Genomic DNA, 14,621 nt, shown 5'->3' with positions numbered 1-14,621 from the left:
AATCCTTAGCTGCTGGTTTTGTTAAGAAAATACAGACAATGAACAAGAAAGATATGTGGAGTGATTATAATGAACAAAACAACAAATGGCTGGATAAATGGTTTTATAGGCGTACTCATTTTCAGCGGCTCGCTGCCTGCGACCCGTTTGGCTGTGTCAGACTTCGATCCGTTATTTCTCACCGTTTGCCGTGCTGCGATAGCTGGTGTACTGGCGGGAGGTCTCCTTCTCATCTTCCGGCAGCAGCATCCTGCCAAAAGAGACCTCATTTCATTATTAGTGGTAGCGTTTGGCGTAGTGATTGGTTTCCCGTTGCTGACAGCTTTAGCGCTTCAGCATGTCACATCCGCACACGCCATTGTCTTCATTGGACTTCTTCCACTCGCAACGGCAGTCTTCGGCGTACTGCGCGGGGGTGAACGCCCTCGGCCCGTCTTCTGGATTTTCTCAGCTGCCGGCAGCTTGTTAGTAGCAGGTTTCGCCCTCATTCAGGGGGGAGGTTCATCCCCGCTTGGCGACGCGTACATGCTGGCTTCTATTGTCGTATGCGGTCTCGGTTATGCAGAAGGGGCCAAACTTTCACGGCGTCTGGGGAATTGGCAGGTGATCTCATGGGCACTCGTTCTGTCGCTTCCTCTTATGCTGCCATTGTCGTTCTTTTTTACGCCGGACTCATGGTCGGCGATCGACGTTCCCGCGCTGCTCAGTCTTGCATATGTATCCTTATTCAGCATGCTGATTGGCTTCGTGTTCTGGTATCGAGGTCTTGCCCAAGGGGGAATTGCGGCGGTTGGGCAGCTCCAGCTTCTCCAGCCTTTTTTTGGACTGCTGCTTGCCTCAGTGATTCTGCACGAGAAAGTGGGCTGGGCACTCGTAGCAGTAAATATCGCCGTTATCATGTGCGTTGCAGCAGCTCGGCGATTTGCAAAGTAAGGCAGACCTTTATCGTAAACTTCAAAAATGCATGAAGGTATAAAAATACCAAGGGCCAGCAACCCTTGGTATTTTGTATGCGATCGAGGAGACTTGAATCTCCCGCCTAGACAAATAAGTCAACACCCATTTCCTACCTCCATTATAAAATCCGCTCTAATAACTCCCCCACTTTTTCTGCCATGACACGAGGCGGATAAGGCATTTCGTTTTTTAACCACCATTCCACTACCCCTACGTAAGCATTTGCTATAAATTCAACAATGACATCTTCACTTTGGCCGTAATTCTTGCCTTTCGTTACATCTACATCTTTCCTGAACTCTTCGATATTAAACTTAAGGAACTGACTGCGAAAATATCGAGCGCCTTCACTGGCTAACATCGTCGAAAAGAATAAATAATTACTCTCAAGGTATTCCATGCAGTGTACAGTCGATTCAATCCAGTCCATTTCAGCTGCCGACTCACAAAAATCCCCCATATTGTTTATATGCTCTTCCATAATTTTTTCTAATAGATCAAATTTATCTAAGTAATGAAGATAGATTGTTCCCCGGTTTACATTTGCCCTTTCAGAAATTTCCTTAATCGTAATATGATCAAAACTTTTTTCAGTCATCAGCTCAATCAGAGCTATTTTAATAGCCTCTTGGCTTTTGGTTATTCTTCTATCCACTTTGGACATAGCTTTTCACCAAACTTTCTTAAGATAATCAACAATTTAGAGTGGAATGTTGAATAATCAACAAATCGCCTGAATGTAACCATTGTACACACCAAGTTTTTATTTACAATAATAAACAAATGTTGATTAGTGAATCATGCTTTTTTCTCGAATGAAGTCATTGTCCATTTTAGTTAGTTGAGAATTATTTTGTAAACACAAAGAAAGGGTGTTATTTCAAAATGCAGAGAAAATGATGAAATTAGATCACTTATCCTAAAGGTACTCTAAATTCAAATTTGATCTGCAACCCAACTATAAATCCGTCAAGAGGCAGACTTTAATGAGGTGAAGAATGATTAAAAGACAATTTACGATCATTAAGGAAACAGGGTTTGCGCGACCAGCTACCCTGTTAGTCAGTATAGCTCATCGGTTTACATCAGATATTTTTCTTGAATACCAAGGGAAAACTGTTAACCTCAAACAAGCGCCAAAAGCCATCATGGACATTATGGATTTAGGAATTAAACCAGGAACCGAAATACATATATACGCTCATGGAGCCGACGAAGCGAAGGCAATTCAAAAAATGAAAGAGCATTTACTAAAAAACGATTATATACAGTAATCAAAATCTATCGTAGTAGCGAGATTGTTATCGTTGGTTGATTTATTTATTTTGCGACAAAACAGCTTTTCAGATCATGCGTTCATTTTTCTTCAGGTGATCATTCAACCTAAAATACAAAAATTAAAAAGGATCTACAAACGAAAATGGAGGGTTTATATATGTGCAGCAGAACATAATACCAAGGGCAGTTATACCCTTGGTATTATTGGATACCGAAAGAACTTAAATCTCTACAGGTGCTTATAAGCTATAAATGGTTAGTCTCGTGGCATTTCTATGTGCTCCGTTTATGTTTAAGGGTGTTCCACATTTTAATGGATACAATAGAAACCAAAACAAATGATGCGACAACCAATACAGTTCCCATTAATGACTCACTAAAATTGATCACAATGAAACTCGAAAATATCAATAAAGGGATATTCGTAACGATAACCGTTAAAATGTAAGTGGTATACTTGATTCCTACAGCTGCCGATAAAAAACAAACGACATCTGTTGGAGCTATTGGACAAATCATCCCCAGCGCCAAAAACTTATAATTGTAAGTCTCCAATAATTTTTTCAACTCTGGATATTTACGTTCTAAATGCTTCATCATGTTCCCGCTTGAAAACACAGAAAAAGGGGCAAAACTTCTTAAGAATTCTTAAGTTTTCGCGATGCTATTCAAGATCGTTTCCTCTTCTTAAACAGTTTTCAATATCATCCTATCTATTCCATGGTAATATTTAGATACATAAACTTATATATGAAGCTGACCTGAATTAATAGAGAGGAATGAAAAAATGAAGAAACGCAGAAAGATATGTTATTGCAATACTGCCCTGCTGCTTATGATTTTGCTTGCTGGATGTACGGACAGTAAGAATGGAGAAGCACAACAACCTTCAAATCAAGCTTCTGCTGTACAATCTGACGAAAAACACACTGAGCCTGAAGAGAGCACCAAAATACGCAAGGATGAAGCGGAGCCAATAACAGAATCAGAAGAATCCGCAACAAAAGCTGCAAATGATACCTCTTCAGCAGAAGAGAAAAGCAAAGAAGACAATGTATTGGCAGCATACTCTTCGGAAAAAATCGAATATGCCAGAGTTTGGCTTCAACTCGGACCTAATCAAGAGATAGATGAATTAAATGTTCGACATATTTCGGCTGGCGAGCCAATTAATCCTAATGATGATACAAGTGCCAGCTATCCAGAAGATGTAACCCAGTTAGCAGGTTCTCGTTTAGTGGATGGATCAGTCACTTATCATGGCAATGGGGATGGCACGATTCATGTATATAATGTGCCTTTACGATGGGATTCTGCTGATGATGTAGAAAAAGGCGTCATGAGGGAAGTGACTGAGAATATCATAAAAAACAGAAAAACAGTGTATGTTGATACAGGTGACAATGAAAAAATCAAGCGGCTCATTGATATCATGATGATTCATTAATCAGTATTCGTTTGTCTGTACCTGACTAAATACAATGGTTAATAAGGAAATAAGATATATTAATATAAAAACAAAGTTTGAAGTGCAGTAACTTGCTGAAAAATCTTCCGGTTCTATTAGTTCTCCTAGGCATTCTAAATGTGATGAGCCGTACCATTGAGCTATTTCTAGGTGTTGCATTAATATTTTATAACGCTGTCTAGTGGCATACAATGTTAATCAAAAGAAGCATTTCAGCAGTAAGTGAATGTTGTCCTAAGAAAAAACAAGCATCTTACTATGCTTGTTTTTCTTCTATAGAAATGATCTTATTACGCTATGATGCTATTCCTTTAGCCTGAACCTTGGCGTGCCTAATCCTTTAATCCCTTTCCATCGAGAATTTTTTGCACATATTTTTCGACTCTCGATTCTCGGGTTTTGGATTGTTTGGCTTGAGAAAAATAAAGAGTGTATGCTCTTTGCCGTCCCGGGGTCAATGCTTCAAAAGCAGTTTTCAAGGCAGGGATTTCATCGAATTTATTTTGAAGTTCTTCAGGAATGTTCAATTCAATATTTTTGTTAACATCCACTTTCAAACCGGCTTTTTCAACTTCAATGGCTTCGTGAATATAGGCTTTCAAAATGTTTTCTAGCTCATTTATTTCCTGAACATTTGTAAACCGAATCTGGCGCGCCGCCTGTACATTCTCCGTTTGTTGAATGAGAATTCCATCGGTATCCTGTAATAAGGCGCCTTTGTGAAACAGAAGCGCACAATATTCTTTAAACCCATGTATTAAGACGACATTTTTATTATTGTATGTGTAACAAGGATGCATCCACTTAAAATCTTCAGTCAGCTCACAGTCAAGAATGATGGTTCTCAACTTCTCAAATTCTTCCTTCCACTTTTTCGCTTTACTTAAAAATTCATCAACCTTCGGATTCGTTCTGCTATTTGTCATGAAAGAATTCCCCTCTTTCCAAGCTTTTTACATTTACGTGAATTGATAATAATGAAGTCCAGTTTTATTTTTGACATCTCGTTATTTATTTTATTCTTCTATAGGTTCCTTCTCTTATTATTCAATAGATTAAGCTTAAAGTGGGGATGATGCAACAACAAAAAATATCATAGGCTATATCCATGTCCACAACATAAAAAGAGAAGGCCCACAAGCCTTCTCTTTTTGTATAATTATTTCACTGACAATCTGAAAAAATAACAGTTCGATGATTATATATCTTTTTTATTCTTGCCAATGCATAAGGTTACGGCAACACTAGCTATACTGACTAAAGTTCCTGCAATAGAAACTAGAATTGTCAAAAAGCCATTGGGAATAAGAAATCCAATTGGAATGAGCCCCAGAAAAGTGAAAACGATAAAACATTGGTATACACCAGATATTATTCTTACAACCAAATTGCCAAAAAAGGACATGACTAATGGAGGGATAAATAAAAATACAACGATTCCAATTGAGATCATCAAGATAATAGGTTCATCAAATGAGATGACATAATCTCCAGGCGACTCTTTAGCGGCCGCTAAAACAACAACGATAGACATCATTAGTGTAACAAAAACAAGAGAAAACCTTTTTAACAACGTGATGACTCCTTTACCTAAAGCGAGTAATCCTGCCTTTTTCAAATCCGATAACCATTTTATGTGATTCAATTAAAGAATATGCAGTGAGTGACACAGCTATAAGGAATCCTGGTCACAAATCTTTATACCAAAATTGCTGATTTAGATTTAATGGAGCAACTATAGTTAGTTAGATTATTAGACGACGCAATAGACTTTATCTAACAATATAACAAATTAATGTAAATTAAACAATCCTATCCTTTATCGTCCCCTAAACCATACCACCACTGGAATGAGTAATAAGGACAACATCCCTCCAGTAAATGATAATGCTAGGTAACTTGACCCTGCCACAATCATTCCAGATAATGCTCCGCCAGCAGCTCCTGACAACGCAATCAGAACATCCACTGTCCCCTGCGTTTTAGCTCGTGTGGCACTATCAGTTGAATCTACAATAAGGGCAGTCCCGCTTATCAAACCAAAATTCCACCCTAATCCGAGTAAAGAAAGAGCAATGACGAGAAGAACCATAGAATCTCCCGGAGCAAATGCTGCTATTACACCTGCCAAAAGCAACGTTGTTCCAGAGGAAATAGCCATTGCGGTACGTCCCAACCTATCTACAAGAACACCTGTAACCAGTGAAGGGAGATACATAGCACCTATATGAAAACCAATAACAAGCCCTACTGCCCCCAAGTCATGCCCATGATGTCTCATATGAACCGGTGTCATTGTCATAATAGCTACCATTACTATTTGGGTAAGAACCATAACTGTTGCCCCAACGATTATCCCTTTTTTGTTTTCTGTATGCTCAGTTGCCGCCAAATGTCCTTTATCACCAGGCTCTTCATTTGCCGCTTCTATTGTTTTTGCTATAACTAATGGATCTGGACGAAGCATAATGAAAAGGACCACACCTGCTAAAATATATGCTGCTGCGGCTAAAATGAAAGGGCCAGCAAGTGATGGAACACCAATAGAAAGAGCGAAATCCCCCATCACATTCACTAAGCTTGGACCTGCCACTGCGCCAAATGTAGTAAAAACCATCGTAATACTAACAGCAGTCGCTCGCTGCTTATGATTTGCTAAGTCTGTACCAGCATAACGGGCCTGTAAATTAGTGGCTGTACCTGCACCGTAAATAAGCAACGAAATAAATAACAAGAAAATACTATTTATGATTGCTGCCATAATAACGCCTATTGCTCCAAGTCCGCCAATCATAAAGCCAGCCGAAAGACCTGTTCGACGGCCATAACGTTGAGAAAGTCTTCCAACAATTAATGCAGATCCTGCTGACCCTAAAGTAAATAACGCAGAAGGCAGACCAGCAAACGCATCAGTGCCAAGCATTTGCTGTGCAATAAGCGCACCGACAGTCACTCCTGCCGCCAGCCCCGCACCGCCAAAAATTTGTGAGATACTCACAACGAATAGTGTACGCTTGTATAACGATTTTTGTTTTTCTGGTGAACTGATGTAGCTTTGTAATGAAGCAGTTTGAACATCTATTGCTTTTACGCTGTCCTTGTCTAACATCATCTGACCTTCCTTTCTAAAAGCCAATTTTGTATAAACCTCCCTCTAGATGTGGATCATCATAACACGCACAAAAAAGCCATACAATGTCTTAATTGTATGGCAAACAATATTAGGTAAGATCGTCTAGCAAACGTCTCAGGATCATTAATCCTTGTTCAAGCTCTTCAAGTGTTTTTGGTGCACAGACAGAAACCCTTACAGCCCTTTCAGGACAACTATTGCCTACTACAAAGCGTTCAGCCGCATACACTTGAACGCCATGTCGAGCAGCCAACTCTTCAAATTGAGCGCCTGTTATTTTACCCGGTAACATCAACCAACGAAAAATGCCTGTTTCAACACCTAAACATGTATATCCCGCAACATATCGGTTTACGAGTTGATTTCTGCGAATGGTTTGTTCACGATGACTTTCAATTAAGACTTCAAATTGATTTGATACAATCGTGCGAGCAGTAAGTTCAGCTAATAGCGGGGACACGGTTATATTTAAATTATAAAGCGCCTTTGATATTGGCTCCTTATATTGTCTCGGCACTGCTACATAAGCCAAACGCAGGCCTGGCGCTAACGATTTTGATAAACTTGCAACATGGATAACCTGTTGCGGTGCGAATGAGGCGAGTGCCGGAAGCGGATTTTTGTTGAGAAGATGGTACGATGCATCCTCAATAACAAATAGATTATATTTCTTTGCAATGTCTGCAACCATTCTTCGATTCTCAACAGACATAAAGGAAGTCGTCGGATTATGATAATCCGGGATTAAATACAAACCTTTAATATTTTCATTTTTACACGCATATTCAAGTGACTCCGGACTCATTTCATCGTTCTCTGATTTTATCGGTACGATTTGCACACTAAGCAATGATGCAACAGTTTTTAAACCAGGGTACGTATGATGGTCAACTCCGATGCGGTCTCCAGGCTTACAAAGACTCGCCAATGTCGCTGCAATCGCATTTTGCCCTCCATTTGCAAATAAAATGTGATCAACGGATGTTTCAAATCCGCCTCTTTGGATGAGCTTTACAGCTGCATCTTTTTGCCAAAGGCTTTCGCCTGCCCGGCCGTAGCTAAACCATTTTTCATAATCCTCCTCCTGAATCATGTTTTTCAGTTGGTGTAACAAGGGCTCATATGAAGCGTGATCTGGAAGTATTGCTCCCATTTCAATTAAATGTGTCGGCTTTGTATCCTCAAGTAAATACGCATTCGACAACGCATCATACGATACAAATGTGCCGCTCCCTACAGTCGCACTCAGCAGCCCCTTTAACTCACACACTTTAAATGCTTTGGAAATCGTACTCACATTTAAATCTAAATAATCAGCCAATTCTCGTTGCGGAGGAAGTTTTGTTCCAGGTAATAAAACTCCGTTTAAAATATCCTGTTCCAATTGCCCTGCAAGTGCTTTATAAATAGGCTTTTCAGCTTTATCAATCGATGGCTTCCAGCTCATCGGATAATTTTCAAAAGAATTGATAGGCATGATACGCATCCTTTTTCACTCAATTATATGAATGTGCCGTTTATAAGACAATTATAACTTTCTTTTATTGATGCCTTTTTATGAACAGCATGCTTCAATAAAACCTGTACAAATACAAGTGAATCACTTACTTTATTTCATATAAGTCATCCTGCAAAACTGTGCACAGAATGTCGGATAAATACATTTCACTCCTGTTATTCTTTGGTTAAAGGAGGCCAAATAAATGGATTTGCTTAAAAGTATGAATAGGGCGTTAAAGTATATTGAAGAAAACCTCACTAATGATATTGATTTTCAAGAGGCAGCAAAGCTTGCTTTCTGCTCTGAATATCATTTTAAAAGGATGTTTTCCTTCCTTGCAGGTATTTCATTATCGGAATATATTCGTCGCAGACGTCTTACTCTTGCAGCTTTTGAACTGAAAGACAGCAATGTAAAAGTGATTGATATTGCAATAAAGTACGGTTATAACTCACCTGATTCTTTTGCACGGGCATTCCAAAATTTACATGGCATAAACCCATCAAAAGCCAGACTTAATGGCCATTCCCTTAAAGCTTATCCACGAATGACCTTCCAGCTAACAATTAAAGGAGGAAATGAAATGAACTACCGTATTGAAGAAAAAGAGGCATTTCGCATCGTTGGCATTAAAAAAAGAGTTCCTATTATTTTTAAAGGGATTAATCCGGAGATTGCATCTATGTGGGAAAGTTTAGATGAAAAAGCAATAAATAAACTAAAAGAGCTTTCTAATGTAGCACCATCAGGCCTCATTAGTGCATCCACCAATTTTTCTGAAGGTCGGACAGAGGAAAACGGAGAGCTCGATCACTATATTGGCGCAGCCACAACGAAACAGTGTCCAGATAATTTCTTACGGCTTGAAGTTCCTGCCTCAACATGGGCTGTATTCGAATCAATCGGGGCATTTCTGGATACACTGCAAGAAGTATGGGGACGCATTTATTCCGAATGGTTTCCATCGTCAAATTACGAACAAATAGAAGGTCCAGAAATATTGTGGAACGAGCATAAGGATGTAACATCACCATCTTTTAAAAGTGAAATTTGGATACCAATTACAAAAAAGAAAAATTGAAGGTTCTTGAAGAAAAAATACCAAGGGCGTCAAAACCCTTGGTCTTTTTGATATTGCCGAGAGGGCTCAAACTCCACCAGTGTTTTTCATTGTCGGACCGGTCATGTAAGCAAAAAAAGCCCCTATATATCCCGATTTGCATGATTCCTAATCTTTAATATCGATTTTTCACTCTCCATAGAAGGCTCTTTATGTAAAGCCAATATTAAAGTTATCCCTATAATACAAATAGCACCAATCCATTGAAAAGAACCAAATGGCGCTTTTAACCAAACGACAGTTGTTACAACAGCTGATAGAGGCTCTAGACTGCCTAGTAGGCTTGTTTCTTTTGGAGAGAGGCTTTCCAAGCTTTTTATGAAGAACCAGAACGCAATCATTGTTCCAAATAATATCACAAATAAAATATATGCATACGCCTCAGCAGTTAATCGTTGAAAATCCAGTTGCCATGGCGGATGGATAAAACCCAATGCAAAACCGCCAATAATCATAGCCCAACCTACAACGACAAGAGAATCAAATTTATTTAATAAACCAACGGCATACAAAGTATAAAAAGCTGCCGCGAATCCTGATAAAACTCCCCATACTACTGCAGCTGCCGGCACTGAAAGTTGAGACATTGAACCATTTGTTAACAAAAAAAAGCAACCCACTAAAGCAAGTACAACAGTAATGATATCTTGTTTGGTAAGAACCGTTTGTTTTCGCAAAAGCGTGTAGATAATGACGATTACTGGGGATAAATATTGCAATAATGTAGCAACGGCAGCATTCCCATGTTGAATGGATGCCATATATGTGTACTGCACAGCTAGCATTCCCAATAGGCCAAAAATAAGAAGCTGGCCAGCCGACGCTTTGTTTCTCCAAACCTCAATAACCTGAGACCGATCCTTTCTGAACAGTTGCAGCATTAAAAGTAACATTCCAGCAGTAAGCAAGCGTGTCGTTACAAGCCAATTGACATCAATTTGATATTCTTGAAAAAGTTTTTTGGCTACTGTGCCTCCAATCCCCCAACATGTCGCCCCTGTGATAACATAGAACAATCCCATTCTTCTATTGGAAGTATTCATACATGACTCCTCACTAATAAATATAATAATAGTGTTATAATAAATGCAAAACATGATAAAAAATACTCAAATTGAATGAAAAAATATAAATATATTGAGGTGTGAAGTCAGAATGAAGAATTTTGTGATCGATCAAAATTTAAAAGAATTAACAGAGCACCGAACGGTAGAATTGCCAGTTGCCTGCTACAAGACAACGATCAATCAAAATATAAATGGCTATATTCCGCTTCATTGGCATGATGAAATCCAATTTGTTTTGATACTAAAAGGGATAGCTCTCTTTCAAATAAATGAAGAAAAAATAGAGGTTCACGAAGGGGATGGATTATTTATCAATAGCGGCTACCTGCACATGGCCGAAGAAAAGGAAGGCTCGGATTGTACGTATATTTGCTTGAATGTGTCACCCCATTTCGTTTTATCTCAGGAACTGTATTCAAGCTATGTTCAGCCCTATATGTTTTCAACCAATTTGCCCTATTTATTTTTGGCTGGAAATCAACAGTGGGCAAAAAATATTCTAGATGCTGTTAAAAAAATAAATCAATTGATTCAACAAAAGACATCGCTCTATGAGATTGACATTACGATGCAATTAACGTTAATGTGGAAAAACCTGGTCGTTAATGGTTTTCAATTAGAGTACGATCAATCTGAAATGATAAAAAGTCATCGAATGAAACAAATGTTAAACTGGATCCATCTCCATTATGCTGAAAAAATCACATTAGAGGACATTGCAAAAGCTGGCCAACTGAGCCGTTCTGAATGCTGCCGTTATTTTAAACGAATGCTGAATAAGACGCCATTACGTTATGTAATGGATTATAGAATTCAAAAAAGCTTATTATTACTGCAACACCCTGAATCCAATGTGACAGAAGTGTCTTATCAAGTTGGATTTAACAGTACCAGTTATTTCATAAGTAAATTTCAACAAGCGATGAATATGACGCCATTATCATACAAAAAAATGAATTCATAAAGTTTATTCTATTAATAAACGGAGTCCTCTTAAGATGTTTACGGCTTTAAAACCAACATTGTATAATGATAGTCATTCTTGAAAATCGAGGTGATCATAACATGTTTTTAGCTCCACTATTTGAAAATGATGTTCCAGTAGCACTTCTCCGCCCTTAATGGAGTAAAGTGACTACTTCTCTCCGTTAGGGCATTTATTGACCTAATTTTAAATACGGAGGGAACAAAAAAATGAAAAATACCCTGTTAGGTTCTATATATTTAGCTTTAGCCGCTAGTATCTGGGGTGGCATGTATGTTGTGGTTAAGGTTGTTGTCGCAGTAATTCCGCCTTTTGAATTGGTTTGGATCAGGTACGTCATCGCCATCCTTGCGCTTCTTATTGTTGGTTTGATAAGGAAACAATCTTGGAAAATTCATAAGCGCGACCTTTTATTAATTGTTGCCATTGGAATTGTTGGCAACACCATTTCAATTGTTACACAAGAATATGGAACGATGTTGTCTTCAGCACAAATGGGAGCAATTATTACGTCCTCCACACCAGCGTTCATGGTTATTTTTGCTCGTCTATTACTTAAAGAACCATTGAATATAAAAAAAGGAACTTCAATAATTTTAGCGACCACAGGCGTATTATTTATTGTTGGAAACGGACATATTGATACCTCTAATCAGCTTGGCGGTATTTCTCTGCTTGTTGCAGCCCTTACATGGGCACTGATGTCAGTGCTTATCAAACGCGTGCCAAACAGCTATTCGCCTATACTTGTTACCACGTATTCAACTTTTGTGGCCATTGTGGCACTAACTCCTTTTGTAAAACCTAGCACGATTTTTACGCCACTACTGCTTGACCCTAAAATTCTAGGTGGCCTTTTGTATTTGGGAATTGTTTCAACAGCTTGTGCATTTTTATTGTGGAACCACGGCTTACAATTATTAAATGCCTCAAGTGGAGGCCTCTTTTTCTTTTTTCAGCCTCTGGTTGGAACCTTACTCGGATGGATTCTGCTTGGAGAACAAATAGGCGGGACATTTTGGATAGGTTCGTTTTTAATTCTGAGCGGTGTTTTATTAGTCATTAAAGAGAAAGAAAAAGAAGTGAAGTCATAACAAAAAAAAGCAAACTATTTTATATAGTTTGCTTTTCAATTAACCTTGTTCTTTCCCCTTCACTTCTTTATGTTCTGGTCTTCATTTATAATCTCTCCTTTCTTTATTTTTCTTCTCACCTCAATACCCATTTGAAGGTTGTCAATTTCCCTGATAATAATGCCAATTTGGTGGCTAAATGTTTATCAACAAACCTTTTTCTGTTCGCAAGATAAGTGAAAATGCATCATTAAGTAAGTGGGCCGTTATCCATATCAAATCGATAAAGAAATTAGAACTTAATCATGTATTTTTAATATTTTTAGCTGACATTTCACAAATATCGTTCCTTCTTATTTCTACTCAAATCATTTCTGTGATGTCATTGAGCCAATGAAAAACTGCTCACACGGATCAATTGACCTTTTCCTGATTGGAAATCCGACACGTTCCCTATTGTTTTTGCTTGATCTGTTTTTTCAAAAAAGTTATTGACATCAAAAATTCGATCATGTTATTATTAAAATTTTGATATTACACCTCCATATATGGTAATCTTAAGAAGGATACCATATATGGAGGTGGATGATATGTTTCAAATTGGCGATAACATTGTTTATCCAATGCACGGAGCAGGTATAATTGAAGCCATAGAAGAAAAAGAATTCTTAGAGGAAAAACAACAGTATTATGTCATAAGAATGTCAATCAGTAATATGACAGTTATGATTCCAACGAGTAAAATATTGAGTTCGAATATACGACCAGTTACCGATATACTTGCATTAAAACACATTATGCACATTTTTCAGCATGGAGAATCAGATAGGTTACTGCCATGGAAGCAAAGGTACAAAATAAACACGGACAAAATAAAAACAGGTGAAATACAAGAAGGCGCTGAAGTTGTACGTGATTTAATGCGTATGAAGAAAGAAAAAGCACTTAATGCAAGCGAAAAAAAAATGCTGGATAATGCATATGAATTTTTGATTAGTGAACTGGAAGTAATTAAAGGAATCACTGAAAAACAAATAAAAAGTTTTGGTTAGATACATCCCAAAAGATATTTCGGAATATTATGATGAAAAGCAAATCTTCTCCAACTTATGTTTAGAACATTAACGACCTCTTTTGTTATTCCTACATTCTAATCCATTTTTATTATTTACATTTCTTCTGCGAAGATTGAAGTTTTACCAAAAAACTCAATAAAATAGTCACTTTTTTTAGTATCCTGATTCACACTGGCACGGACAAGGAGCCGTAAGGATGGAAGAGAGGTAGGGCTTTCATTGTTTTAGGTATCTCTAAGTGATTATTTCCAGGAGAAAAAAACAATCGATCTCCTCATTATTTTTAAGAATTTCTTAAATCCACTGCCACATTGAATAATAATTGTTTATCTTCTTCTCATAAAAGAGATATGCGAGTTGATAACATTTAGATGAAACCATTTTTATAATTCATCTAATCTTACTTAAAGTAACGAACGTGAAAAAAGAAAGAGTTATATTTGAACAAAACATTAAATAATTTATATACATTCCGCATATTGTCAATCCAGTATGTTATACTGTAAACAAACCTTTGAAGTTTTAAATCTTTTTCTATACCTTGTAGCATCTCCCTACTCGAACGTTGAGTAGGGTTTTTTATTGAGTATGATATAGACATAAAAAAACAGGCCCTATATAAAGAGCCTGTTTGTATAAACGATTGAAGATTAAGCTTTTTGAACGTTAGCAGCTTGAGCTCCACGAGCACCTTGCTCAACGTCAAACGATACTTTTTGACCTTCGTCTAAAGATTTGAATCCGTCACTTTGGATTGCAGAAAAGTGTACGAATACATCGTCTCCATTTTCGCGTTCGATAAAACCAAAACCTTTTTCTGCATTAAACCATTTAACTGTACCTTGTTCCATTTTTGTTGCCTCCTAGTGTGTAACCACACAGTATATACTATCCTTGCCCAAAGTATCATCAAGACGAAAAGTCAATCTTCATACTATCCTTTACACCGAACAAAAATAATTC

General features: G+C 37.8%; 14 protein-coding genes. 7 read left to right on the top strand and 7 right to left on the bottom strand.

What is annotated here, in order from left to right:
- Nucleotides 1-69: 69 nt before the first annotated feature.
- Complete coding sequence (locus MKX38_RS02845) at nt 70-933, top strand: DMT family transporter (RefSeq protein ID WP_317680724.1); 864 nt, start codon at nt 70-72, stop codon at nt 931-933.
- Nucleotides 934-1,075: 142 nt separating this feature from the next.
- On the opposite strand, the gene MKX38_RS02840 is transcribed toward MKX38_RS02845, so the two are convergent.
- On the bottom strand, nt 1,076-1,621 hold the full coding sequence (locus MKX38_RS02840; RefSeq protein WP_014478954.1) for a TetR/AcrR family transcriptional regulator: 546 nt from the start codon (nt 1,619-1,621) through the stop codon (nt 1,076-1,078).
- 334 nt (nt 1,622-1,955) lie between these two features.
- On the opposite strand from MKX38_RS02840, the gene MKX38_RS02835 reads away from it, so the two are divergent.
- A complete protein-coding gene (locus tag MKX38_RS02835; RefSeq protein WP_014478952.1) occupies nt 1,956-2,231 on the top strand; it encodes an HPr family phosphocarrier protein in 276 nt (91 codons plus the stop codon).
- Nucleotides 2,232-3,022: 791 nt separating this feature from the next.
- Complete coding sequence (locus MKX38_RS02830) at nt 3,023-3,682, top strand: hypothetical protein (protein ID WP_070548606.1); 660 nt, start codon at nt 3,023-3,025, stop codon at nt 3,680-3,682.
- A 353-nt stretch (nt 3,683-4,035) separates the two neighbouring features.
- On the opposite strand, the gene MKX38_RS02825 is transcribed toward MKX38_RS02830, so the two are convergent.
- The 4 genes from MKX38_RS02825 to MKX38_RS02810 form a co-directional block, all read right to left on the bottom strand.
- The gene (locus tag MKX38_RS02825) at nt 4,036-4,629 is read right to left on the bottom strand and encodes a YdeI family protein (RefSeq protein ID WP_019712427.1); all 594 of its coding nucleotides are present in this window, start codon (nt 4,627-4,629) and stop codon (nt 4,036-4,038) included.
- Nucleotides 4,630-4,901: 272 nt separating this feature from the next.
- On the bottom strand, nt 4,902-5,276 hold the full coding sequence (locus MKX38_RS02820; RefSeq protein WP_015715290.1) for a hypothetical protein: 375 nt from the start codon (nt 5,274-5,276) through the stop codon (nt 4,902-4,904).
- Nucleotides 5,277-5,522: 246 nt separating this feature from the next.
- Nucleotides 5,523-6,815 carry an MFS transporter gene (locus MKX38_RS02815; RefSeq protein ID WP_339189380.1) on the bottom strand — a complete coding sequence of 431 codons (1,293 nt, stop codon included), beginning with the start codon at nt 6,813-6,815 and terminating at the stop codon, nt 5,523-5,525.
- 109 nt (nt 6,816-6,924) lie between these two features.
- Nucleotides 6,925-8,313 carry a PLP-dependent aminotransferase family protein gene (locus MKX38_RS02810; RefSeq protein WP_044052628.1) on the bottom strand — a complete coding sequence of 463 codons (1,389 nt, stop codon included), beginning with the start codon at nt 8,311-8,313 and terminating at the stop codon, nt 6,925-6,927.
- A 226-nt stretch (nt 8,314-8,539) separates the two neighbouring features.
- Here MKX38_RS02810 and MKX38_RS02805 point away from each other — a divergent pair, with 226 nt between their 5' ends.
- On the top strand, nt 8,540-9,418 hold the full coding sequence (locus MKX38_RS02805) for an AraC family transcriptional regulator (RefSeq protein WP_339188528.1): 879 nt from the start codon (nt 8,540-8,542) through the stop codon (nt 9,416-9,418).
- A 122-nt stretch (nt 9,419-9,540) separates the two neighbouring features.
- Here MKX38_RS02805 and MKX38_RS02800 read toward each other — a convergent pair whose 3' ends face one another.
- The gene (locus tag MKX38_RS02800; protein WP_015252746.1) at nt 9,541-10,500 is read right to left on the bottom strand and encodes a DMT family transporter; all 960 of its coding nucleotides are present in this window, start codon (nt 10,498-10,500) and stop codon (nt 9,541-9,543) included.
- Between the two features lie 112 nt (nt 10,501-10,612).
- Here MKX38_RS02800 and MKX38_RS02795 point away from each other — a divergent pair, with 112 nt between their 5' ends.
- From MKX38_RS02795 to MKX38_RS02785, 3 genes are all read left to right on the top strand, one after another.
- The gene (locus tag MKX38_RS02795) at nt 10,613-11,488 is read left to right on the top strand and encodes an AraC family transcriptional regulator (protein WP_029317375.1); all 876 of its coding nucleotides are present in this window, start codon (nt 10,613-10,615) and stop codon (nt 11,486-11,488) included.
- 230 nt (nt 11,489-11,718) lie between these two features.
- Nucleotides 11,719-12,603 carry a DMT family transporter gene (locus MKX38_RS02790; RefSeq protein WP_029317376.1) on the top strand — a complete coding sequence of 295 codons (885 nt, stop codon included), beginning with the start codon at nt 11,719-11,721 and terminating at the stop codon, nt 12,601-12,603.
- 569 nt (nt 12,604-13,172) lie between these two features.
- Nucleotides 13,173-13,634, top strand: a complete 462-nt coding sequence (locus MKX38_RS02785) for a CarD family transcriptional regulator (protein ID WP_010886417.1) — start codon at nt 13,173-13,175, stop codon at nt 13,632-13,634.
- Between the two features lie 674 nt (nt 13,635-14,308).
- Here MKX38_RS02785 and cspC read toward each other — a convergent pair.
- Nucleotides 14,309-14,509 carry a cold shock protein CspC gene (gene cspC / locus MKX38_RS02780; protein ID WP_003234247.1) on the bottom strand — a complete coding sequence of 67 codons (201 nt, stop codon included), beginning with the start codon at nt 14,507-14,509 and terminating at the stop codon, nt 14,309-14,311.
- Between the last annotated feature and the right edge of the window lie 112 nt (nt 14,510-14,621).

This window comes from Bacillus sp. FSL M8-0025 (assembly GCF_037975475.1).
Lineage (GTDB): Bacteria > Bacillota > Bacilli > Bacillales > Bacillaceae > Bacillus > Bacillus subtilis.
The sequence above is the reverse complement of the archived record's forward strand: the minus strand, read 5'-3'. Positions and strand labels throughout refer to the sequence as shown.